This is a genomic window from Streptomyces sp. NPDC001219, from assembly GCF_053597915.1.
Window position 1 is genome coordinate 45334 of record NZ_JBSFJF010000016.1, and the last position, 22720, is coordinate 68053.

Consider the following 22720-nt stretch of genomic DNA (forward strand, 5'->3'; position numbering starts at 1 on the left):
CTGACATAGAGCCCGCCCGCACCGCCGAGCCCGGCTCCGGTGCCGCAGCCGGCGCCGCGTCCCCCGCCGCCGGGGACCCGGCGCCCGCTTCGTTCGTGGTCAACATCCCCGGCATCGCGGACGACGATCTGGAGCCGGACCCCCTGGACCCGTCCCAGATCGTCTCCGGCGAGCCGGTGGTGACGGGCAAGGTGCTGTGGGAGGCCCCCGACGGTCGGCAGATCCGGGGCATCTGGCAGATCACTCCGGGCGTGGTGACGGACACCGAGGCCAATGAGCTGTTCGTGGTCGTCAGCGGCCGCGCCACCATCGAGGTCGAGGGCGGCCCGGTGCTGGAGGTCGGCCCCGGTGACGCCTGCGTCCTGCGCGAGGGCGACCGCACCCGGTGGACCGTCCACGAGACCCTGCGCAAGGCCTACCACATCAGCTTGTAGCGGTGCGGCGGGGCAGCCTGTAGCCGGGGCGGGGCGGGGCGGGGCGGGGCGAGGCGGGGCGGGGCGGGGCCGGCCCGGCCGTGGTGGTGGCGGGCGAAGCGGGGCGGGCGCTGGTGGGGTGGCGGAGTGGGGTGAGGCCGGGGGAGCGGTGGCCGGCCTGGCTTTGGGGCGCCTTGCTTTAGGGATGGCCTGGCTGGGGCCCCTCCCCCTCCCCTCCCCAGCCCACCCACCCACCCGCCGCCTCCTCCTCGCTACCGCCGTCTCCTCCTCGTCCTCGCGTCGGCCTCTTCGCCGGTCTAGTGTCCTCGTCGGCCCGTCGGCCCGTCGGCCCGTCGGCCCGTCGGCCCGTCGGCCCGTCGGCCCGTTCGGGCCCCTCGCTCTGTCACCAGGTCGGTGCTCTTTCTCGGCACGTGGTGAGGGCCTCATACGGGGGTGTCCGCAGCGCTGGTTGAGGCCGCGGCGACCAGGGAATGCCGGAACCGATGGGTTTGTTGTGCCGAGGCAACGCCGTACGGTCCGCAGCTGATGGATCTCCCGACGGCGACGGAGAGGAGCAGACCGTGCCCGAGAGCAGCCCCGAGACGCATGTCATCGACTTCCGCGCCGCGGAGCAACTGCTGGCGGCCCGCGACCCGCGCGGCGCTATCCAACTGTTGGACTCGGTCATCACTGCGCACCCCGAGAACACCGCGGCCCGACTGCTGCGCGCCCGTGCCTTCTTTCTCTCCGCTCAACTGCGTCCTGCGGAACTCGAGTTCCAGATCGTGCTGGAACGCGAACCCGACAACGCCTTCGCGCACTTCGCGCTCGGCCGCACCCTGGAACGCGCCGACCGGTCCGAGGAGGCACTGCGCCACTTCCGGCTGGCCGCGGCTCTGGAGCCACGCCCGGAGTTCATCGAAGCCGCACGCTTCGCACGCGGAACCGGTGACGGCGACCGCGACCCCGGTGACCCGAACCGCGATTCGCAGTAGCTGCCCAGGGGCGTTCGCGTGAACGTCCGGCCTCTTAGCGCGCGTTGTGCACGCCACCAGGGATGGGCCGTGCCCGCGCCGCCTGCCCGCTCAGCCCGGCCTTGCTCGGCTCGCCGTGCCCCTTCGTCCGGCTCCGTACTCGGTCACCGTCTGGGGGGCGCCGCCACAGGGCACCCGGAGTGCTCCGCCGCAGTTCTACGGCCTGGTTCCCCGTCTCCGGCCGGTGCCGTTGCGTATGCCGAACGCGTTGTTACGGCCTCGGTCAGGGGCGTAGGGCGGTATGTCCTTGCCGGGCTGGTAGTGCGGTCCCTGGCGGATGTGGTGGATCACCACCGCCAGGTCCGTGAGTGCCACCAGGGCCAGTGCGGCACACGCGGCGGCCCATTCCGGCCTGCCGGCGTTGCCGAGGACCACGGCTCCGGCAATCGCCCACAGCAACCCCCACAACGCCAGCCCACAGCGGATCTTCAGCGGGCTGCGTGCCTGAAGGGGCTCATTTCCCGTACGCATCGGAACCCATCTCCCACCTCCAGAATCCTCCCGTTCGACGAGCCAGTCACCAGTCCCCGGCACCTCTTTCCCTAGATTTCACCTCTTGCTGCTCGGGCTTCCTGGTCGTGGGGCGGGCGTCGCCGGCGGGGTGGCTGTTGATCCACGAGAGCCCGCCGATGTCGAGCAGTGAACGGGCGCGGGTCACGGCGACATAGGCCAGGCGTGCCTCGTCGAGGTCGATGGGGCCGGGGACCGGGGCGCCGTTCTCGTCGCGCTCGTCGAGGTCGTCGGGGCCGGTGAAATCGTCCGCGATGCGCACACGCGCCCACTCCCGGCCCTTGGCCCGATGGGCCGTGGACACCGTCACCTCGGCGGAGTCCTCGGGGGAGAGCCGGTCCAGGGCGCACAGCACAGCCTCCGTGCCGTGCTCGTCGACGAGCTCCACCAGCGGCAGCAGGTCCCGGCCCGCCGGGTCGAATTCCGCGTACTCGCGCAGCTCGCCCCAGGTCTCGAAGAGCATCAGCTCCGGGTGGGCCGTCCGGTGCCCGGACTCGAGGGTGTGTGCGGCCCGGGTGAGGGCGCTGAGTGCCGCGCCGTCACCGGCCAACGCGACCCGGCGCCCCGCGTCCAGCTGCCGTATCACCTCGACCATGGCTCCCACGTTGGTCCGGCAGAGGATCGCGTCCGGCGCGCGGGCCGTGCCCAGCTCGGTCTCCAGGCCGGGTGAACCGGTGAGCCGGATCGGTGCGCCGATGATCGCGAGCCAGCGGTTGGCCTCGGAGGCGAGCGGCGGTCCGAAGCGGAACGAGTGGGAGAGGCTGAGCTGCCTGCCGTCGAAGCCGCTCATGATGTCGCGGGCGCCGCGCCAGCCGTAGATGGCCTGGGCGGAGTCCCCGACCAGCACCAGCTGAGCGTGATCGCGCTGGGCGGTGAAGACCTGCTCGACCACGGGATTGGTGTCCTGTGCCTCGTCGAGGAGCAGGAAGTCCGCCGGGATGACGGGGTCGCGCAGTGCCCACATCTTGAGGTAGTGGTCGTGCTCGAAGCGGACCACGCCGTGGTCGGGGTGCTGCAGGTCGGCCCAGGCCTTGCGCGCGTAGGGAAGGGTGAGTTCGGCGAGCCGCGCCTGGAGCGGCTCGGCTTCGGCTCCGCGCAGGGGTGGGACGTGGTGCGGCGCGATCTCCTTGTCGGCGGACTGGCAGAAGCGGGTGACGGTGCGCAGGACCGTGAGGGAGAGCGCCCTGTGGGTGACCTTGCGGGCTCCGAGGCGTAAGGACATCTCCTCGTCGATGCCGAGGGCTGCGCCCGTGCGCCATCCCGCTTGCCGAGGGGCGTTCATCCGAGCCTGAAAGTCCCTGCCCACGGCGGTGTAGGCGAGGGCGTGGGCCGTTCCGCAGGCCACCTCTGAGGGGAAGGACCGGGCGGCCTGACGCGCGACGGCTCTGTTGAAGGCGAGATACCGGCCCCGCCGGCCCTGCCGCCGCGCGGTGCGGGCGAGCAGGGCGAGGGTTGTCGTCTTGCCGGTCCCGGCACCGGCCTGGATCACGAGATGCGCGCCGGTCGGGAAAGCCTCCTTCGCGGCGGCTTGTTCGTGCGTGGGCGTGTGCATGAGAGCTCCTCACCGACATCGGCTGGTTGATCACTGAGAGTGATGACGTCACTGACCGTAGCGGATTTCGCGATGCGGGCGAGGGAATTTTCGCGGCCTGTGGAAAACCTGGCCGGGTGCGCGGAAGGCGCAGGTCGGAGGCGTTGTCAGTGCTGTCTGCTTCTATCGGACCCGGGCTGCGGACGGGCCGGTGATCGTCGGAAGGCCGGGGCGGCGCGGCCGCCGCGGGGGGGGCGACGTCAGCGGGCGGGGCGCGCTCGGTGTGCTCTTCCCCGAGCGGGAGAGCCGGGCCGTCCGGTGATGCCCTGCACGGGGTGCTCGGAGGAGGGTGCGGATGCGGGAGAGGGGCGCAGGAGACGCAGTGGGCACGACCGTAGACTCGCAGGTCGGGGGCGTAGCAGCAGAGCGGGCGCGGCAGGTGTGGAGGGTGTCGCGGCCGGGTGGGAACGACCGAGCGGTAAGGGATGGCATGGCGAGGCGGTGGGAGACGGCAGCGGGGGAGAGCCGGCCGCCGGACGGGTCGTCCGCGGCCCTGCCCGGGGGATCTGCGGAAGGCCGCGGCATCGGCGGTGCCGCCCTGGCCGACTGCGCCGCGGTCTTCCTGCCCGCCCAGCCGCCACGCGCCGGGAAGATCGCCTTCTGGCGCCCTGACGGCGGCCCGCTCCCGGAGCTCGCTGCCGGGGGCGGCGAAGACGGGGCGTCAGGCGGGGATGCCGCCGCCGAGCCGGGGACGCTGACCGTCGCGCGTCGCCACGGAAACGGGGCCCGCAGCCGTACGGTCCCCGCCCTGCTGCTTCCGGTGGCCGAGGCCGTCCCCCTGCTGGTCCGTGCCCGGAACGACCCGGCGGCTCATCCGGCCGCCGCCTGCTGGGGCGCGGCGACCCTGCACGCGCTGCACCTCGCCGCCCGCGGCCGGATGCTGCCCGGACTGACCCTCGAGGACGTTGACGCCTGGCGGGCAGGACCGCTCGACCCCGAGGACATCGCGCACCTCCGGGCCATCGCCGCCGCCATGCCCGCCGCCGCCCACGCCGTGCCGCTCCCCGGCAGCCGGCCCCTTCAGCTGACCGACCCCGCGGCCCTGGTGCGGCGCTACGTGGACGCCGTCGTCGACGCGCTGCCCCGAACTCCCGCCGCCGGGCTGGTGGCCGGTGCCCCGTTCACCGCGAGTGCGCCCCAGCACCTCCCCGGCGCCCGGGCATGGGCCGCCGAGGTCGCCGCCGGTATCGACGCGGGCGTGCGGCTCTCCCTGCGCCTCGACCTCGCCCCGCACAAGCTCTTCGACACCGTGGGGGAGCACGGGGCGGGCGCTGCCGAAGAGCGCAGTGCGGCGGCGGCCGTCCTCCAGGTGCAGAGCCTCACCGACCTCACCCTGATCGCCGACGCCCGCGACCTGTGGGAAGGCGAAGGCCCCGAGCACTTCGGACCGCGCTCCCGTGTCGACACCCTCCTCGCCCTGCGCCGCGCCGCCCGCGTCTGGGCCCCGCTCACCCGTCTCCTGGAGCGGCCGGTCCCCGACGTACTGCCGCTCGGCGAGGACGAGTTGTACGAACTGCTGGGAGTGGCCGCGCCCCGTCTGGGCGCGGCGGGAGTGGCCGTCCACTGGCCCAAGGAGCTCGCCCGCGGTCTGACCGCCGCGGCGGTGCTGCGCCCGGCACCGGGCTCGGCCGCGGACGGCTTCAGCTTCTTCGACACGGATGAACTGCTGCAGTTCCGCTGGCAGCTGGCGATGGACGGGGTGCCGCTGACCGAGGCGGAAATGGACGCCCTGGCCGAGGCGCACCGCCCCGTCGTCCGGCTGCGCGACCAGTGGGTCCTGGTGGACCCCGCGCTGGTCCGTAAGGCCCGGAAGCGTGAACTGGGCTACCTGGAGCCCGCCGACGCGCTCGCCGCGACTCTCCACGGCACCACCGAGGTGGACGGTGAGGAGGTCGAGGTGGTGCCCCAGGGCGCCCTCGCCGCGCTGCGGGCCCGCCTCACCCGCGAGACCGCCCCTCTGCCCCAGCCGCCCGGACTGCGGGCCACCCTCCGTGACTACCAACTACGGGGCATGGCCTGGCTCGACACCATGACCTCCCTCGGCCTCGGCGGATGCCTCGCCGACGACATGGGCCTGGGCAAGACCGTCACCGTCATCGCCCTCCATCTGCACCGGCAGCCGGGCGCACCGGTCCTCGTCGTCTGCCCGGCCTCCCTGCTGGGCAACTGGCAGCGCGAGATCGAGCGCTTCGCCCCCGGCACGCCCGTACGCCGCTTCCACGGTGCCGGCCGCAGCCTCGACGGGCTCGACGGCGGCTTCGTGCTGACCACCTACGGGACGATGCGCAGCAGCGCCACCGAACTGGCCGGGCGGCCCTGGGCCTGGATCGTCGCCGACGAGGCCCAGCACGTGAAGAACCCGCACTCCTCGACGGCCAGGGCCCTGCGCGCCATCAAGGCCCCCGCCCGGATCGCCCTCACCGGCACGCCCGTGGAGAACAACCTCTCCGAGCTGTGGGCCCTCCTCGACTGGACGACTCCCGGGCTCCTCGGCCCCCTCAAGACGTTCCGCGCCCTGCACGCCCGTGAGGTCGAGGGCGGTGAGGACCCGGCGGCGGCCGAGCGGCTGGCCCGGCTGGTGGGCCCGTTCATCCTGCGCCGCAAGAAGTCCGACCCGGGCATCGCGCCCGAACTCCCGCCCAAGACGGAGACGGACCATCCGGTGGCACTGGGGCGCGAACAGGCCGCGCTCTACCAGGCCGTCGTCCGCGAGACCCTCACCCGGATCGAGACCGCCGAGGGCATCGCCCGCCGCGGCCTGGTCATGAAGCTGCTCACCGCCCTCAAGCAGATCTGCAACCACCCCGCGCAGTACCTCAAGGAGGCCGCGCCCGGCCTCGCCGCCCGCTCGGGGAAGCTCGAACTCCTCGACGAACTCCTGGACACCATCCTCGCCGAGGGCGGCGCCACCCTGGTCTTCACCCAGTACGTGGGCATGGCACGGCTCCTCGAACGGCACCTGGCCGCCCGGGGCATCCCGGCACAGCTCCTGCACGGCGGCACCCCCGTCGCCGAACGGGAGCGCATGGTCGACCGCTTCCAGTCGGGGGACGCCCCGGTCTTCCTGCTGTCCCTCAAGGCGGCGGGCACCGGCCTGAACCTGACCCGTGCCGGACATGTGATCCACTACGACCGCTGGTGGAACCCGGCCGTGGAGGAGCAGGCCACCGACCGCGCCTACCGCATCGGCCAGACGCAGCCCGTACAGGTCCACCGGCTCATCGCCGAGGGCACGGTCGAGGACAACATCGCCCAACTCCTCAGCGCCAAGAGAGCGCTCGCCGACGCCGTGCTCTCCGGCGGCGAGACCGCGCTCACCGAGCTGTCCGATGCCGCACTGGCCGATCTCGTCTCCCTCAGGAGGCCCGGATGAACCCCCACCGAACCTCCGGGCGCGCCGCCGCCGCGGACCGGATGGCCCGCGCGGACCGCTCGCGTACCTTCCCGCCCCTGCCGGCCCGGCCCGGCGCCCGGGGCCTGTTCGCCGAATCCTGGTGGGGCAGCGCCTGGCTGGACGCCCTGGAGACCACCGCCCTCGACAGCGCCCGGCTCGCCCGCGGCCGCACCTACGCCCGCGACGGCCATGTCGACACCATCAACATCACCCCGGGCCGCGTCATCGCCACCGTACGCGGCAGCAGACCCCGCCCCTACAGCGCCGACATCCGCCTCCGGACCCTCAACGACCAGCAGTGGGACGGCCTCCTGGACGCCATCGCCGCGGAGCCCGACCAGCTGACCGCCCTGCTGGCCAAGAAACTGCCCCGGGCGCTGGCCGACCGCGAGCCGCGCCTCCTCCCCGGGCCGGGGGATCTCGTTCCCCGCTGCTCGTGCCCCGACCACGGCAGACCCTGCAAACACGCCGCCGCGCTCTGTTTCCAGGTCGCCCGTCTGCTGGACGCGGACCCGTTCGTCCTGCTGCTGATGCGCGGCCGCGGCGAACGTGAACTCCTCGACGACCTCTCCCGCCGCAACGCCGCCCGCAGTGCCCACGAAGCCCGCGCCCACACCTCCGCCGCCACCCCGCCGGCCCCGCACGGACCGGGACCCGAGACCGGCGGAGCGACGCCGACTGCCGCCACGGGAACGGCTGCTGAGGCGGCCCCCGGTGCCGCCCCCGGCGAGGGTGCGGCACCGGGGACGTCCCCGCCGCGGGGCGTCCTGGCCAAGGCGGCCCTCGCCGACCGCCCCCGCCCGCCGCTCCCGCCCCCGCTCGCGGCGCCCCCGCAGCCCGGCGTGCCGCCCACCCTGCCGGACGGCGACGGCCTGCCCTTCGACCCCGCAGCCCTCGCGTTCGTGGCGGCCGACGCCGCCGCCCGCGCCCACGCCTGCGTGTCCGCCGCAAGCCTCCCGAGCCCCTCGGGAGGGCGCCCGGCAGTCCACAGCCCATTCCCGTCGCTGCCCCCATGGGAGGACGCCATCCGACTGCTCGCCACCACGGCCCACCCCACCGCCGGCCTGACCTCCGCCACCCGGGCCCTCTACCGTGACCTCGCCGCGGCGGCCGGACGTACGATCACGGACGTGGCCCGCTCCGTCGCCGCCTGGCGACAGGGCGGCCCCGAAGGCCTCGCCCTGCTCGACACCGCCTGGGACCCCCCGGCCGGCGACTTCGACCGGGCCCGCAGCGCCCTCCTCGCCGCGGACCTCCCGTCCCTGCGCCCGCGCCACAACCACCTCACCGACCCGGACCGCGGCATCCAGCTCCGCTTCGGCCACGACCACCGCTGGTATCCGTACGAGTCCGAGCCCGGCGGCGACGACTGGTGGCCTACCGGCCCGGCCGGCCCCGACCCCGTGGCCGCCGTCACCGCCCTGCTCGCCCGATGACTAACCTCGACGCCGTGGAAGGTCTCGACGCACTCACCCGGTCCCTCGCCCAGCGCACCCCCGAACAGCTCGCCGCACTCCTCACCCGCCATGCCGAGCCGCTCGCCCGTCGGCCCGCCCCCACCGAACTGCGCGGCCTGGCAAGCGCCTTGTGGTCCTACGAGACCCTCCACCACCTGGTGCTCCACCTGGACCACCCCCGGCTCCAGGTGCTCACCGCCACCGCCCGCATCAGCCAGGAGCGCGCCCGGCGCGCCGCCCCCGGCCCCGCCGCACCCGCCCCGGGCGCCGACTACCAGTCCCTGATGGCGCACCGGCTGTCCTTCGCCCACCTGGCCACCGAACCCGTCCCGCCCGAGGACGTCCTCGCCGCCCTCGGCGCCACCGCGCCCGGCCGCCCCCGCACCGCCGCCGAGAGCGCCCTGCAGGCCCTCTACGACGACGGACTCGCCGCGCCGGCCGACGACGGTGCGATCGTCGTCCCGCCCCGCGCCCCGCAACTCCTGGCCGCCCACGACCCCGGCCCGCTCCTCGCCGACGCCCCGCCGACCACAGCGGACGACGCCGACGGCACCGCGGCGCCCGCCGCGGCCGTCCCGCCGACCACCCCGCACGACGAGTCCCGGGCCGCCGCGGCGACCCTCGCCGCCACCCTGGACCGCCTGCTGGCCTCTCTGGCGACGCAGCCCGCCGCCCTGCGCAAGTCGGGCGGGCTGGCCGTACGGGAGATCAAACGGCTGGCCAAGACGGCCGGCGCCACCGAAGAGCACACCCGCCTCCTCCTCGACCTGGCGCTCGCCGCCGACCTGATCGCACTGACCCGCACCCCGTCCGGCATCACCGCGCTCCCCACCGCCGCCTACGACGACTGGCTCGGCCGGCCGCCCGGCGCACGCCTGGCCCCCGTCCTGGCCGCCTGGTCGGGGCTCTGGGACATTCCCACCCACACCCCGTTCGGCGAGACCCCGACCGCACTCGTCCGCGGTCACGACCGGCACGCACCCGCCCTCCGGCACGCCCTCCTCGCCGCCCTCGCCACCGTCCCCCGCGGGGCGGGAATCCCCCTCCCGCCGCTGCCGTTCACCGCACCACCGGAAGAGGACACCGGCGGCCCCACCCCCTGGAATGACCTCCTCCGGGCGGCGGACTGGCACCGCCCCCTGGCGGTCACCCAGCAGCCGATGGCCGGGGAACGCGCCGCCCACACCCTCCACGAAGCCGCCTACCTGGGCCTGACCGCCCACGGCACCCTCACCCCGCTCGGCCGCGCCCTGCTCACCGACCCGCAGGCGCTGGACGAGCCGCTCGCCGACCTGCTGCCACCGCTCCTCGAACAGGCACACTTCCAGGCCGACCTGACCGCCGTCGTGCCCGGCCGCCCCGCCGCTGCGCTCGCCGCACTGCTCGGCGCCGCGGCCGACCGCGAGTCCGAAGGCCACGCCGTGACCTGGCGGTTCACCCCCGCCTCCGTACGCCGCGCACTCGACACCGGCCACACCGCCGACACTCTGTTGGAGGACCTCACCCGCGCCTCGTCGGCCGGCACCCTGCCGCAGCCGCTCGACTACCTCGTCCGCGACGCCGCCCGCGTCCACGGCCGGATGCGGGTGCTGCCTGCCGCCTGCTGCATCCGCTCCGACGACGAAGCCCTCATCGGGGAACTCGCCGCCCACCGCGCCCTCCAGGACCTCGGGCTGCGCGCCATCGCCCCGACCGTCCTGGTCAGCGCCCGGCCACCGGCCGCCACCCTGGACGCGCTGCGCGCCGCCGGCTACGCACCGGCCCTGGAATCCGACACCGGCACCACGACCGTCGAACGCCTCCCCACCCACCGCGCCACGGCACCCGCCCCCACCCGAGACCACCGGGCGCCGCTCACCCTCGCCCACCGCCTCCTGGGAGTCCCGGTACCGGCCGGCGAGGCGGCAAAGCCCGGCGGGGCATGACCCGTTGACCGGACGCCACGCCTCCGTGCACCGGGAGGGCGGCGTCTCCGGTGGACCTTCGCGTCGGTCGGTGTGCGTCAGAGACCGACGTACGCCAGGGACTGCCGTACGCCAGGGACCGGCGCGCGGACGAGAGGCCCGCGCCGCCCGGCAACGCGGGCCGTCCTCGCGACGGCCCGCGGTCACGTCCTCAGTCGTCGGCCGGTTTCCGCCGGGTCGCTCCGCTGATCCGGCGCAGCGCCGTCGGCCCGAAGCCGAGCGGGCGGGGGAGGCGCCAGGGGGTGGGTGCGGCGCCAGGAGGGCGGGGCGGGACCGGAGGCTGTGCCGGGGCGGGCGGTGCGGCCGAGTACGCGGCCGGCCGCGCTGAAAGGGCCGGGGCGGCCGGGCTGTGCGGACCGGCGGCGGACGGGCCTCCAGGAGCTGCCGGCAGCGGCGCCGGGGCCGGCCCGCGCGAGGCCGGCCGGCCCGGAGCACCGCCGGCCGCGGGACGCAACCGTGCCGTCCCCCGGAACAGGCCGAGTGCGGCAGCGGGACGCAGGAACGGGGCCGCGGGGGCGGCGGGCGCGAGGACATCGGCATAGGCGCGCCGGACGGCCCGGCCGGCCGCGGGGGAGGGCAGCGGCTCGCCGGTGGCCGCGGACCAGGGCTCCTGGACGAGGCGCCCGACGGTCCGCTGCACCTTCCGGGCGAGCGACGGCTCGTCCATCCCGTGCCGTCGCAGGGCCCCGCGCAGCGCGGCCGCACCATGCGCGGCGAGCGACAGGCCCTGACCGCAGTCATGGCCGAGCGAGACCACGGCGCCGCCCAGGACGACGAACCCCGTTGGCCAGGCCGCCAGTTGCTCATAGCGCCGCCGCCGGTCCGTGGTGTCGCGGGTCAGCCGCACCTCGCTGAGCGGCTCGGCACCGGCGATGAGGTCACCGATCACGGAGTGGCCCGTGCGGCGGGCGAACGGCACGAACCGGCCCGCGTGTTCGGAGGGCCGCTCGTCCCCGGTGCCGGTGAGGGTGACCAGCCAGCGTCCGCCCTCGATCGGTACCAGCGTCGCCGTCCTGCCGGGCACCGGGCGGTGCGGTGCACCGGGGGCGGGCGGCGGGCCGCTGAGCGCCGAACGGGCGGTGAGCACCGGCATGTGCTCCGCGCCCTCGACGGCGCGGAAGATCCGGGTCGCCGAGACGATCCCGGAGTCCACCACGTCCTCGTGCGCGGAGGACAGTCCCAGCGCGGTCAGCCGCTCCCGGGTGGTGGAGTGCCGGCCCGTGGCGTCGACGACGAGATCGGCGTCCAGGAGGTGGGTGGCGCCGCTGGTGGTGTCCCGGACCCGCACCCCGGTGATGTGTTCCGCGGTGCCGGTCAGCTCGGTCGCCTCGGTTCCGTCGAGGACGGTCACCCCCGGGAGGGCCGCCACCTGCCGGCGGACGACCCGGTCGAGCAGATCGCGGGAACAGCCGAGCAGATACCGCGAACGCGCCCGGCGGCCCGGCCGGCCCTTCGCGGTGCGGCCGGTGAACTCCGCCGGTAACGGCAGCCGGCGGGCGCCCTCGGCCGACCAGCGCGCGGTGCTGCCCGGCAGCACGGCCTCGATCAGCCGGGCGCCGTCCGCCGTCAGCAATTGCGCGTGCCGGGCCTGCGGGAGGTCCGTGGGGAGGGTGGGCGTCCGCGGCAGCCGGTCCCGTTCCACGACGATGACATCGGCGTGTCCGGACAGTGCCGCGGCGGCGAGCATGCCCGTGAAGCCGCCGCCGAGCACCACGGCGAGGTAAGGGTGGGTGAACTCGAGCCCGTTGCTGCTCAACGCGTTCATGGGCAGTCCCTTTCTCGGCGGCGGCGCGCCCTTCCCCGGCGGAAGCGCGGCACGTCCAGAGAGGGCGGTGCCGCATACGGTCGGGGACGTCGGCGAGCGGCGGCGATGACGGCATCGGTGGCGGCCGTGAAGGAGGCCGTGAAGGTGGCCGCCAACGAGGACGGCAGGGACGCGGAAGCGGTCCGCAGGAAGCGCAGCGGTGCCAGCGGCAGCGGCTGTGCGCGTTGTGGGTCCCGGCAGGCCGGCGCGAACGCCGGCCTGCCGCCCCCCGATTTCCCCATCATGATTCCCCCTCGGGCCGTGCCCGTCCCGCCCCGCGCAACGCCACGTCCTCCTCCGCCACCCGTCCGTTTCACCGGACGCGAGGGGCGGGCGCAACTGCCTCGCGGAGCGTGCTCCGCCCCGGGGGACGCGGCCGTCACCTCTGGGCAACGGCGGACACATTCCGGATCGTAGGCGGCGTCGATCACTTCCGACAGCCGGGTTTGAGCGAGAGACACGAGGCAGCCACCCCGGGGATACCGCTGGGTAGATGCGCAGCAAAACGGCACAATGGGCGGAAACCACCGTGGCGCTTTCTCGCGACACGAGAAAGCCGGCGGGAAGAGCCCGCGGGAAGAGGGGCGCCACCGCCCGGAGCAGCACATGGTTGGCGCGAAATGATCGGGCTCTCTCGGCCAGTTGGCCGCCGTGCCTACCCTGTGCGGGCACCGCACTGGAGAACCCGAGGGAGAGTCGTGCGCGCGATTGTGATGCGAGAATTCGGCGGCCCGGACGTGCTGCGGCTCGAGGACGTGCCCGAGCCCGCACCGCGCGGCGGCCACGCGCTGGTCGACGTCACCCTGGCCGGCGTCAACTACGCGGATGTGCACGTCCGGGGGGACTCCTACCTGGCGCCCGTCGAACTGCCCTACGTGCCCGGCAACGAGGTCGTGGGGACCGTGGACGGCGGACGCCGTGTCGTCGGACTCTGCCGTGGCGGCGGATACGCGGAACGGACGCCGCTGCACCGCCGTGTCACCTGGGACGTCCCCGACGCCATCAGCGACGAACAAGCCGTCGCCCTGGCGCTGCAGGGCAACAGCGCCTGGCATCTGCTGTTCACCTCGCTGCGCCTCACCAAGGGCGAGACCGTGGTCGTGCCGGCCGCGGCGGGGGGCGTCGGCTCGCTGGCAGTCCAGCTCGCCGCACACGCCGGCGCCAGGGTCATCGGTCTCGCGGGCACCCCGGAGAAGCGCAGACTGGCCGGGGAATGGGGCGCCCACGCGGTGGTCGACTCCACCGCCGAGGACCTGACCGAGCGCATCCTGGACGCGGCCGGCGGGCCGGTGGACGCGGCGCTGGAGATGACCGGCGGCGCCACCTTCGCCCGGACCCTCGCCGCCGTGGCGCCGCGCGGCCGGCTCGCCGTCTACGGGTACGCCGGGGGCGAGCTGGCGAGCGTGCCGACCCGGGAGCTGATGGAACGGAGCATCACCGTCTCGGGTTTCTGGCTGCCGCAGCTCTACGCGGACCGTACGGCGCTGCCGACGTCCATGCGGGCCCTGTTCGACGCGGTCGCCGCGGGCACCCTCACGCCGCGGACCGGCGGCGTCTACGGGCTCGGAGAGGCGGCCCGGGCACACCACGAGCTGGCCGCACGCACCCCGACCGGGAAACTCGCGCTCGACGTCACCCGGTAACACGGGTGGCCCGGGGCACCGGAGGGGAACAGGGGCCGGCGGAGCGCACCCCGGGGCCGTCCCGCGCGAACAGCGGGCAACGGGGGCGGCCCGTACCGCACATGCCGTGCGCCTTCGGGCGCGGATCACTGCCAGGGGAGAGAGCACACCATGGGTCACAGCACCACAGCCACGGGATCGCCGGCCTCGGCCGCCGTGCCCGCCACCGGCGTGGCGCCGCGTACCGCGGGCCACTCCGGGAAGACGCCCAGGGGCGCGTCGCCCGAGGGCACCCGGACGTCGGGTTCCGGCCATGCCGAGCGGGTCTTCCTCGTGCAGACGGCCTTCGCCGAGCTGGGCGGGTCCGCCCACGGGCCCGGTGAGATCGCCGAGTTCACCGGACTGGACGACTCCGTCGTCTACCGCATCCTGCAGTCCGGCATCTACCAGCGCATCTTCGAGCGGGTGGACCGCGGCCTCTACCGGCTGCGGACCTCGGCCGCGCAGCTCGCCTTCACCGCACTCGACCACCGGCTCGACGGCGGCATCTCCCAGACGGTGCTCAGCGGACTGCGCACCGCCACCGACGGCGGGCTGGCGTTCCTCTACATGGTGGCCCCGTTCTCCGGCGCCCAACGACAGTGCGTCGACATGGCCGTTGGCGACTCCGACCTCGCGGAGTTGGGCATGACGCCGCGCGACGTGCTGTCCGTGACGCGCTCCCTGCGCACCGGCGCCTCCGGGCGGACGATCCTCGCCTACCTGCCGGAGGTGCTCCAGCAGCGGGTACTGGCCGAGCCCGTACCCGACCAGGCGGGACCCGGCGTCTACCGCGACAACGACGCGCTGCTGGAGTCCCTCGCGGAGGTGCGCGACCTCGGGCACGCGCTCGGGTACGAGGAGTGCATGGCCGGCTGGAACTCCTGCGCGGCGCCGATCATGTGGGACGGCTCGATCATGGGGGCGGTCCTGCTCCTCAAGCAGAAGTCCGTGATGCCGGTGGCTCCCGACGAGGTCGTCGAGGCGGCGAAGGAGGCGGCGGCCGAACTCAGCCGCCACGGAGCGGCCCGCCCGGACGCGGACCAGGCCTGACACACGGCTCACGGCCGCCCGCGCCCGGCCGTGCAGAATGGCGGGGTGCGGCTCGAAGCGATCACCTGGGAACGGCTCACCGACGCGCTCACCGAGCGGCTCGTCGCTACGCCGGCGAAGGACGGGAGCCCCTGGCTGCGGGTGGCCGTCGACGGGGCTCCCGCGGCCTCGCCCGGTGATCTGGCCGACCGGCTCGCCGAGGCGCTGCGGCTGCGCGGGCGGGCGGTGCACAAGGCCGGCACCTTCGGTTTTCTGCGCCCCGCCTCGCTGCGGCTCGAATACGGCCGGGAGGACCCCGACGCCTACCACGACGAGTGGTTCGACCGGCAGGCGCTGTGGCGGGAGGTCTTCCAGCCGCTGGAGCCGGGCGGCACCGGGCGGGTGCTCCCGGACCTGTGGGACCCGGTGGCGGACCGGGCGACCCGCAGCGCGTACGTGGCGCTGCCGCCCGGCGGCGTCCTGCTGCTGCACGGTCCGCTGCTGCTCGGTCACTGGTTTCCCTTCGATCTCTCCGTCCATCTGAAGCTGTCACCGGCCGCGCTCTCCCGCCGCACCCCGGAGGAGGAGCGCTGGACGCTGCCCGCGTTCGCGCGCTACGAGGCCGAGACCCGGCCCGGGGAGGCGGCGGACGTCGTCGTACGGGCCGACGACCCCCGCCGTCCCGCCTGGAGCGGACCGCGGTGAGCGCCGCTCCCGGCAGACCGGCCCGCCCTGGCGCCCGTCCCCACCTGGTCGCCCGGTCTCAGACGAGCTGCCGTATCTCGCCCCGGACGCGGTAGAAGCCGCCCGGGGAGGCCGCCAGGTCATCGACGACATACCGTGCCCCGGGCCGGCGTATGTGGCGCGGGAACTGCACGTTCCAGGACGGTTCATAGCCGTCGGAGACGGCGTGGACCCGCAGCCGGCCGCCTTCCTGGACGCACTCCACCACGATCTCCGAGGCGGCGGCGGACGCCACCGTCCGCACCGTGGCCGACGGGGTGTAGGTGGGCAGCGCGGCGGCCGACTTCACGTCCCGGGCCACCGGGACCGTGCCGGACCGGGCGGCGGCGACGGCCGCGTCACTCGCGTCCACACACACCAGGGACCCGTCGGTGGTGACCATGTACAGCCTCTCGTCCAGATACTGCATCGAGAGCGCCGATCCGCCGCCGGTGCCCAGCTTCCACAGGCGGGTGCCGTCGGCGGCGAAGCAGTACACCGAGGAGGCCGCGTCACCGGCGAAGACATAGCGGCCGCCCGGGGCCGTGGCACAGGAGTACACGGCCGTGTCGCAGTGGTAGGTGGCCTCCGGCGCTCCGCTGTCCTTCGCCAGCCGCTGGACCACGTGCCGGTTCGTGCCGGCGTACACCGCGTCGTCCTCCTGCCAGCCGAACAGCACCGCGCCCCGGACCGGGGTGTGCCACAACTCCCCGCTGCCGTCGGGACGATAGGCGGTCACCCCGCGCTGATGGCCGTGGTAGACGGCGCGTTCGTCCCGCCGCACCATCCAGGCGTGCTCGCCGCTGCTGCGCCGCGACCACTGGTACTCGTCCTCGGGGTCGATCACCGTCAGCCCGCCGTCGCGGTCGGCCACATCGAGGATGCCCTCGCGGATGTCCAGCCAGAAGATGTCGACATCGGGGGCGATGGCGTAGGCGGCGAACGGGAGCTTCGAGGAGAGGTCGTAGACCGTGCCGTCGTCGCAGCCCGCGTAGATCCAGAAGTCGTCCGCGACCAGGCACTTGACGCCGTCGGGGAGCTGATAGCGCGCCAGCACCTCGCCGTCGTGCCCGAGGGTGTGGACATCGCCGTCCTGGTTTCCGACCCAGCAGCGGTCCTCGGCGATGTGAATCCCGAAGGCCGGAGCGCCCGTACGGAAGCGCCACAGCACCGGGGCGACCGCGCGCGCCGTCGACGGTGCGGAGGAGACCTGGCGGCGCGTCACCGGCCGGGCGGCGCGCTGCCCCCGGACCGCCGGCGCGTAGCCCTTGCGGACCTTCTCGCCGACCTTCCTGGCGGCCGCGTCCTGTGCCTTCTGCCGGGTCGGGAAAGTCGAGGTCTGCTGCCGGCCGTCCGCGCCGATGCGGCCGTAGCGCACCGAGACGACCGTGTCCCGCACCGTCACCTCGTAGAACTTGTGGGCGCCGCCGCCCTCGTGCGACAGCTCCAGATACGTCGTGGTTCCGGACACAGCGCTCCCCTCCCCGGGCGGCCCCGACGGCCGTCCCCCGCTGTGAAAAACCGTACGGCCGACCACTGACAACCGGCCGGGAGCGGCCGGCCGCGGACCGCTGACAGCCGCGTGCCGGACGGCGGTTAGCGTGGCCCCGTGACGACTTCATTCCCTGCATCCGACGAGCCCGGCGCGCTGCCCGGCAGCCACGGCCCCACCGCCACCGTGGAGGCCAGGCCGCGCTCCGTCGGCACCGTGACGATGACCTACGCACCGGACCCGGACGGCGACCCGGACCCTGGCGAGATCGTGTGGACCTGGGTTCCCTACGAGGAGAACGACGGCCGCGGCAAGGACCGGCCGGTGCTGGTCGTGGCCCGGGAGACCGGCGGCACGCTGCTGGCGGTGCAGCTGTCCAGCAAGCGCCACAACCACGACCGGGAGTGGGTCCCGATAGGGGCCGGCCCATGGGACCGCGCGGGGCGCGACTCATGGGTGGCCGTGGACCGGGTGCTGCGGGTGCACCCGGCAGGTATGCGGCGCGAGGCCTGCGCCCTGGACCGGGGCCGCTTCAACCTGGTCACCAACCGGCTGCGCGAGCGCCACGGCTGGCGCTGACGGCGCCGGGCCCTCAGGCGGTCGCCAGGGCCAGCAGCTTGGTGACGGTGTTCCAGTTGCGTGCCGTGGCGGTGACCCCCAGTGGGGCCCGGCTCACCGCGTCGGCCAGCTTGGAGCGGCCGATGCCGCCGGGGCAGCACAGGTACAGTTCGCGCCCGATCAGCCGGAACCGGTCGGGCGCGAACCCGGCCGGGTCGAGCGCGTCCAGCCGGGAGGTGTCGGCCGGCACCGCCGACAGGAACGTGACGTGCAGACTCTTGGGCTCCGGCACGGCCTCGGGAAACGGATTCGCGGCTACGGTGGCGGCCAGCTCGTCAGCGGTCCGGACGAGGACCGGCACCGTCAGGCCCAGCTCGGCGGCGATCCCGTCGTGGATCACCCGGGCCGTTGCCTCCGGCGGGGTACCGGGGTCGGCGAAGACGATGTTGCCGGTCTGCAGCAGGACCGAGACGTCCTCGAAGCCCAGTGACGCGGCCAGCTCCAGCTGTTTCGCCTTGGGGAAGGGGTTGTGGCCGCCGACGTTGATGCCGCGGAGCAGAGCGATCTGACGGGACATGACGCGGTCCTTCGTGGGAGCCGGCCCCGGTGAGGCCGGACGGCGGTCGGGGTCAGAAGAGCGGAGCCGGCAGCACACCTTCCAGGGCCAGCAGCAGGCGTTTGGTCTCCAGGCCGCCCCCGAAGCCGCCGATGCCGCCGTCACTGGCCACGACACGGTGGCAGGGGACGACGACCGGCAGCGGGTTGGAGCCCATCGCCGCACCCACCGCACGCGCGGCGCCCGGTTCCCCGACCCGGTCGGCGAGGTCCTGATAGCCGACGACGCTGCCGTAGGGGACGCCGGTGGCCAGGGCGTGCAGGACCCGGGCGGGGAAGCCGGAGGACAGGGACCAGTCCAGGGGGACGGTGAAGGACCGCAGCTCCCCGGCGAAGTAGGCGGTCAGCTCGTCGGCGGCCGTCGTCAGGTGAGGTGTCCCGTCGAGGGGCGGACCGCCGAAGAGCTGCTCCAGACGGGCCAGGGCACTGCGGGTCGTCCGCTCGTCGGCGTGGAAGACGACCTGGACCAGGCCCTCCCGCGTCGCGGCGAGCAGCAGCGGCCCGATGGGGGTGGTCAACCGCCTCCAGGCCCAGTCGCGCCGCGCCGCCGCATCCGGCGCCGCGTCCGGCGGTGTCGCCGGCCCGGAATCCCGCTCTGCATACGTCACCTGTTCAGGGTAGGACGCACCACTGACAACGCGAGGGGGACGGAAGGCGTCCGCGCCTCCCGCCCGTCGCCACCAGGCGCTCAGTCGTTGCTGCGGCCCTCCAGGGCGTCGCGCACGACGTCGGGCTTGTTGGTGATGATGCCGTCGACGCCCAGACCGGCGACCTTCACCGCGACCGCCGGGTCGTCGACGGTCCAGGTGTACAGGTCCAGCTGCCGGCGGTGCGGTCCCCGCAGGCCGTGCACGGCGGCGACGTACTCCTTGGTGACCGCCGTGTGGACGGGGTTGATCTGGTCGCAGTACTTCGCGAACTTCGGGAGGTCGGCGACGGACGGGTTGCCGAGGAAGCCCGTCTTGACGTCCGACCGGAGGGCGTGGACCTTCTTGATGGCGTCGGCGTTGAAGCTCTGCACGATCAGACGGTCCTTCACATGCGCCTTGTCCAGCCAGCCCGCGCGGCGCAGCTCCGTGAGGGTCTGCAGCTCGATGCCGGGATAGAGCTCCGGCGACTTGAGCTCCATCAGGAGACTCTGGTCGTTGTGCTCGACCTCGTCCATGTAGTCATCGAGGGTCGGCACCCGCTCCCCGCGGAACTTCGGCCCGAACCAGCTGCCCGCGTCCAGCTTCTCGATCTCGTCGAGCGTGAAGTCCGAGACGTTCCACGGGGAGCGCCCGGGGAAGACCTGCTCGACGTTGGTCGTCCGGGCGAGCGAGTTGTCATGGAGGATGACCAGCTCGCCGTCCTTGGTGCGCTGTACGTCGTTCTCGACCCACTCGAATCCGAGCCGGTCGGCCGCGTCGATCGCGGCGAGGGTGTTCTCGGGCGCGTACGACGAGGCGCCGCGGTGGGCGACCGTCAGCGGGGTGTGTCCGGCCGGCGCGGCCTGGGCGGCGGTCGGGGAGAGGACGAGCGTGGACAGTCCCATGAGCGCACCGGCGGCAACGGTGGCGACGGGGCGAATACGCATACGGACTCCTCGTGACGTCGTGGACGTGAGCTGACGTGAAGGGACGTGAACCGGTTCGGACGGACAGAGGCTCGCAGCCGGGCCGTAGCGGGAGGCGGTCGTGTGGTGTCCGGGACCTGAACGAGACGTGGCCGGTCTTCCGTGGAGCGTCGCGCAGTTGCAGGATGCCCGGTTCAGCCGTGCCACAGACGTACGCTCCGACGCCGTCCAACTTGCCGGAGCCGCGGCATCCGCGCATCTTGGCCGATGACGCGTCACCCCTCGTGCTTCTGACCGGTTTTGGTCGAACACCTCGCAGGGTGGCCCGGCGCGCCGGGTTCCGGGTACGGGCGGGGCACGCTCACTGACGGGCCGCCAGGCGGGGTGGGGGTGCTTCCCGCCGCGCGCGGGTCGCCGCGCCCCGCCCGGCGTCTCATGGCGGCCCCGGCGTCGCGGCCATCCGCTCCCGCCGGGCACGCCGTCCCGCCCACACCGCCGACCGCCGACCGCCGAAGCGTGGTCCGCGCCCGCCGCGCCCCGCCATCGGTCCTCCGACGCAGGACGCCGCCCACCGCAGGACCCCGCCCGCCCCGCCGCGGGGCCCCGACCACCACCGCCCTTCGGTAGAACCGCAGGTCGGAGCATGAGCACCGCCGGTTGTCAGTGCCGGGTCGTACGGTGGAACCCATGCGGCCCGAATCAAAGATCGAACGCACGGTGGCGCCCTTCGAGGTCGTCAGCCCCTACCAGCCCAATGGTGACCAGCCGGCGGCCATCGCCGAGCTGGAGCGGCGCATCCGCGGGGGTGAGAAGGATGTCGTCCTGCTCGGCGCGACCGGCACCGGCAAGTCGGCGACCACCGCGTGGATGATCGAGAAGCTGCAGCGCCCGACGCTCGTGATGGCGCCCAACAAGACCCTCGCGGCCCAGCTCGCCAACGAATTCCGCGAGCTGCTGCCGAACAACGCCGTCGAGTACTTCGTCTCCTACTACGACTACTACCAGCCCGAGGCGTACGTCCCGCAGTCCGATACGTACATCGAGAAGGACTCCTCCATCAACGAGGAGGTCGAACGGCTGCGCCACTCCGCGACGAATTCCCTGCTCACCCGGCGTGACGTCGTCGTGGTCGCCTCGGTGTCCTGCATCTACGGCCTGGGTACCCCGCAGGAGTACGTCGACCGCATGGTGCCGCTCAAGGTCGGTGACGAGTTCGACCGCGACCAGCTGCTGCGCCGCTTCGTCGACATCCAGTACACCCGCAACGACGTGGCCTTCACCCGCGGCACCTTCCGGGTGCGCGGCGACACCATCGAGATCTTCCCGGTCTACGAAGAGCTGGCCGTGCGCATCGAGATGTTCGGCGACGAGATCGAGGCGCTGTCCACCCTGCACCCGCTCACCGGCGAGGTGATCAGCGACGACCGGGAGCTGTACATCTTCCCGGCCAGCCACTACATCGCGGGCCCCGAGCGCATGGAGAAGGCCATCGCCGGCATCGAGGCCGAGCTGGCGGACAGCCTCGCCACGATGGAGAAGCAGGGCAAGCACCTGGAGGCCCAGCGGCTGCGGATGCGCACCACCTACGACATCGAGATGATGCGGCAGATCGGCTCCTGCTCGGGCATCGAGAACTACTCGATGCACATGGACGGCCGCGAGCCCGGCTCCGCGCCCAACACCCTCATCGACTACTTCCCGGACGACTTCCTGCTGGTCCTCGACGAGTCGCATGTCACCGTCCCGCAGATCGGCGCCATGTACGAGGGCGACGCCTCCCGCAAGCGGACCCTGGTCGAGCACGGCTTCCGGCTGCCGTCCGCCCTCGACAACCGGCCGTTGAAGTGGGAGGAGTTCCTGGAGCGCATCGGCCAGACCGTCTACCTGTCCGCGACCCCGGGCTCCTACGAGCTCTCCCGGGGCGACGGCTTCGTGGAGCAGATCATCCGCCCGACCGGCCTGGTCGACCCGGAGGTGGTGGTCAAGCCCACCGACGGGCAGATCGACGACCTGGTGCACGAGATCCGTACGCGCACGGACAAGGACGAGCGCGTCCTGGTCACCACCCTCACCAAGAAGATGGCGGAGGACCTCACGGACTACTTCCTGGAGCTCGGCATCCAGGTCCGCTATCTGCACAGCGACGTGGACACGCTGCGCCGGGTGGAGCTGCTGCGGGAGCTGCGATCGGGTGAGTACGACGTCCTGGTGGGCATCAACCTGCTGCGTGAGGGCCTCGACCTCCCCGAGGTCTCCCTGGTGGCCATTCTGGACGCCGACAAGGAGGGGTTCCTGCGGTCCGGTTCGGCGCTCATCCAGACCATCGGACGTGCGGCGCGCAACGTCTCCGGGCAGGTGCACATGTACGCCGACAAGGTCACCGCGGCGATGGCGAAGGCCATCGACGAGACCAACCGCCGCCGGGAGAAGCAGCTGGCGTACAACAAGGCGAACGGCATCGACCCGCAGCCGCTCCGCAAGAAGATCGGCGACATCGTCGCCACCCTCGCCCGCGAGGAGATCGACACCCAGGAGCTGCTGGGCACGGGCTACCGCAAGGGCTCCGAGACCAAGGAAGCCAAGGGCAAGGCGCCGGTCCCGGCGCTCGGCGCCAAGGGGGCGAAGGGCAAGGGCGGCAAGGCGGGAGCCGAGCTGACGGACCGTCCCGCCGCCGAACTGGCCGCGCTGATCGAGGAGATGACGGAGCGGATGCGCGCCGCCGCGGCGGAGCTGCAGTTCGAGGTCGCCGCCCGGCTGCGGGACGAGGTGGGTGAACTGAAGAAGGAGCTGCGGCAAATGAGGGAGGCCGGGGTGAAGTAGGCGGGGGGCGGCGCGTCGCCCAGGGGGAGCGCGCGGAGGGTAGGCGGCCGGTCCGTACGGGCGCGCCGCAGGGCATCGCCGCACGTGAGCGCGGTGT

General features: G+C 73.7%; 17 protein-coding genes. 10 read left to right on the forward strand and 7 right to left on the reverse strand.

The features are described 5' to 3' along the window. The first annotated feature begins 113 nt into the window (after positions 1-113). On the forward strand, positions 114-434 hold the full coding sequence (locus ACWC9R_RS13090) for a cupin domain-containing protein (protein ID WP_450731285.1): 321 nt from the start codon (positions 114-116) through the stop codon (positions 432-434). A 560-nt stretch (positions 435-994) separates the two neighbouring features. Beyond that, positions 995-1408 carry a tetratricopeptide repeat protein gene (locus tag ACWC9R_RS13095; RefSeq protein ID WP_450731161.1) on the forward strand — a complete coding sequence of 138 codons (414 nt, stop codon included), beginning with the start codon at positions 995-997 and terminating at the stop codon, positions 1406-1408. Between the two features lie 195 nt (positions 1409-1603). On the opposite strand, the gene ACWC9R_RS13100 is transcribed toward ACWC9R_RS13095, so the two are convergent. Then, positions 1604-1918: a DUF6343 family protein gene (locus ACWC9R_RS13100; RefSeq protein ID WP_450731163.1), complete on the reverse strand. Its 315-nt coding sequence runs from the start codon at positions 1916-1918 to the stop codon at positions 1604-1606. Between the two features lie 46 nt (positions 1919-1964). Next, positions 1965-3509, reverse strand: a complete 1545-nt coding sequence (locus ACWC9R_RS13105; RefSeq protein WP_450731165.1) for a UvrD-helicase domain-containing protein — start codon at positions 3507-3509, stop codon at positions 1965-1967. Positions 3510-3978: 469 nt separating this feature from the next. On the opposite strand from ACWC9R_RS13105, the gene ACWC9R_RS13110 reads away from it, so the two are divergent. The 3 genes from ACWC9R_RS13110 to ACWC9R_RS13120 are packed head-to-tail and all read left to right on the forward strand — an operon-like array spanning position 3979 to position 10324. Further along, a complete protein-coding gene (locus tag ACWC9R_RS13110) occupies positions 3979-6921 on the forward strand; it encodes a DEAD/DEAH box helicase (protein ID WP_450731167.1) in 2943 nt (980 codons plus the stop codon). Then, positions 6918-8378: an SWIM zinc finger family protein gene (locus ACWC9R_RS13115; RefSeq protein ID WP_450731169.1), complete on the forward strand. Its 1461-nt coding sequence runs from the start codon at positions 6918-6920 to the stop codon at positions 8376-8378. The genes ACWC9R_RS13110 and ACWC9R_RS13115 overlap by 4 nt, the downstream gene beginning before the upstream one ends. After that, positions 8375-10324, forward strand: a complete 1950-nt coding sequence (locus ACWC9R_RS13120) for a helicase-associated domain-containing protein (protein WP_450731171.1) — start codon at positions 8375-8377, stop codon at positions 10322-10324. The genes ACWC9R_RS13115 and ACWC9R_RS13120 overlap by 4 nt, the downstream gene beginning before the upstream one ends. 190 nt (positions 10325-10514) lie before the next feature. Here ACWC9R_RS13120 and ACWC9R_RS13125 read toward each other — a convergent pair whose 3' ends face one another. Then, positions 10515-12128, reverse strand: coding sequence for an FAD-dependent oxidoreductase (locus tag ACWC9R_RS13125; RefSeq protein ID WP_450731173.1), 1614 nt, complete (start codon positions 12126-12128; stop codon positions 10515-10517). 737 nt (positions 12129-12865) lie between these two features. Here ACWC9R_RS13125 and ACWC9R_RS13130 point away from each other — a divergent pair. The 3 genes from ACWC9R_RS13130 to ACWC9R_RS13140 all read left to right on the forward strand — a co-directional run bounded on the left by ACWC9R_RS13130 (position 12866) and on the right by ACWC9R_RS13140 (position 15565). After that, positions 12866-13810, forward strand: a complete 945-nt coding sequence (locus ACWC9R_RS13130; protein WP_450731175.1) for a quinone oxidoreductase family protein — start codon at positions 12866-12868, stop codon at positions 13808-13810. 150 nt (positions 13811-13960) lie between these two features. Continuing rightward, positions 13961-14881 (forward strand): IclR family transcriptional regulator domain-containing protein, encoded by a 921-nt coding sequence (locus ACWC9R_RS13135; protein ID WP_450731177.1) that lies wholly within the window; start codon positions 13961-13963, stop codon positions 14879-14881. Positions 14882-14926: 45 nt separating this feature from the next. Further along, entirely contained in the window at positions 14927-15565 is a 639-nt protein-coding gene (locus tag ACWC9R_RS13140) for a uridine kinase (protein WP_450731179.1), read from the forward strand. 58 nt (positions 15566-15623) lie between these two features. On the opposite strand, the gene ACWC9R_RS13145 is transcribed toward ACWC9R_RS13140, so the two are convergent. After that, a complete protein-coding gene (locus ACWC9R_RS13145) occupies positions 15624-17054 on the reverse strand; it encodes a WGR domain-containing protein (RefSeq protein ID WP_450731181.1) in 1431 nt (476 codons plus the stop codon). A gap of 138 nt (positions 17055-17192) precedes the next feature. On the opposite strand from ACWC9R_RS13145, the gene ACWC9R_RS13150 reads away from it, so the two are divergent. Further along, entirely contained in the window at positions 17193-17654 is a 462-nt protein-coding gene (locus tag ACWC9R_RS13150; RefSeq protein ID WP_362608107.1) for a type II toxin-antitoxin system PemK/MazF family toxin, read from the forward strand. 13 nt (positions 17655-17667) lie between these two features. Here ACWC9R_RS13150 and ACWC9R_RS13155 read toward each other — a convergent pair whose 3' ends face one another. The 3 genes from ACWC9R_RS13155 to ACWC9R_RS13165 all read right to left on the reverse strand — a co-directional run bounded on the left by ACWC9R_RS13155 (position 17668) and on the right by ACWC9R_RS13165 (position 19824). Further along, positions 17668-18210 (reverse strand): DUF1697 domain-containing protein, encoded by a 543-nt coding sequence (locus tag ACWC9R_RS13155; RefSeq protein WP_450731184.1) that lies wholly within the window; start codon positions 18208-18210, stop codon positions 17668-17670. Between the two features lie 52 nt (positions 18211-18262). Further along, entirely contained in the window at positions 18263-18856 is a 594-nt protein-coding gene (locus ACWC9R_RS13160) for a methylated-DNA--[protein]-cysteine S-methyltransferase (RefSeq protein WP_450731186.1), read from the reverse strand. Positions 18857-18936: 80 nt separating this feature from the next. Continuing rightward, a complete protein-coding gene (locus tag ACWC9R_RS13165) occupies positions 18937-19824 on the reverse strand; it encodes a glycerophosphodiester phosphodiesterase (RefSeq protein ID WP_450731188.1) in 888 nt (295 codons plus the stop codon). Between the two features lie 666 nt (positions 19825-20490). Here ACWC9R_RS13165 and uvrB point away from each other — a divergent pair. Beyond that, entirely contained in the window at positions 20491-22623 is a 2133-nt protein-coding gene (gene uvrB / locus ACWC9R_RS13170; RefSeq protein ID WP_450731190.1) for an excinuclease ABC subunit UvrB, read from the forward strand. Positions 22624-22720 lie beyond the last annotated feature (97 nt).

What these genes read in the sequence shown, in the direction of transcription:
- ACWC9R_RS13105 (WP_450731165.1), bottom strand. Translation starts at nt 3,509, where the DNA reads ATGCACACGCCCACGCACGAACAAGCCGCCGCGAAGGAGGCTTTCCCG.
- ACWC9R_RS13125 (WP_450731173.1), bottom strand. Translation starts at nt 12,128, where the DNA reads ATGAACGCGTTGAGCAGCAACGGGCTCGAGTTCACCCACCCTTACCTC.
- ACWC9R_RS13155 (WP_450731184.1), bottom strand. Translation starts at nt 18,210, where the DNA reads ATGTCCCGTCAGATCGCTCTGCTCCGCGGCATCAACGTCGGCGGCCAC.
- uvrB (WP_450731190.1), top strand. Translation starts at nt 20,491, where the DNA reads ATGCGGCCCGAATCAAAGATCGAACGCACGGTGGCGCCCTTCGAGGTC.
- ACWC9R_RS13115 (WP_450731169.1), top strand. Translation starts at nt 6,918, where the DNA reads ATGAACCCCCACCGAACCTCCGGGCGCGCCGCCGCCGCGGACCGGATG.
- ACWC9R_RS13135 (WP_450731177.1), top strand. Translation starts at nt 13,961, where the DNA reads ATGGGTCACAGCACCACAGCCACGGGATCGCCGGCCTCGGCCGCCGTG.
- ACWC9R_RS13110 (WP_450731167.1), top strand. Translation starts at nt 3,979, where the DNA reads ATGGCGAGGCGGTGGGAGACGGCAGCGGGGGAGAGCCGGCCGCCGGAC.
- ACWC9R_RS13120 (WP_450731171.1), top strand. Translation starts at nt 8,375, where the DNA reads ATGACTAACCTCGACGCCGTGGAAGGTCTCGACGCACTCACCCGGTCC.
- ACWC9R_RS13165 (WP_450731188.1), bottom strand. Translation starts at nt 19,824, where the DNA reads ATGCGTATTCGCCCCGTCGCCACCGTTGCCGCCGGTGCGCTCATGGGA.
- ACWC9R_RS13100 (WP_450731163.1), bottom strand. Translation starts at nt 1,918, where the DNA reads ATGCGTACGGGAAATGAGCCCCTTCAGGCACGCAGCCCGCTGAAGATC.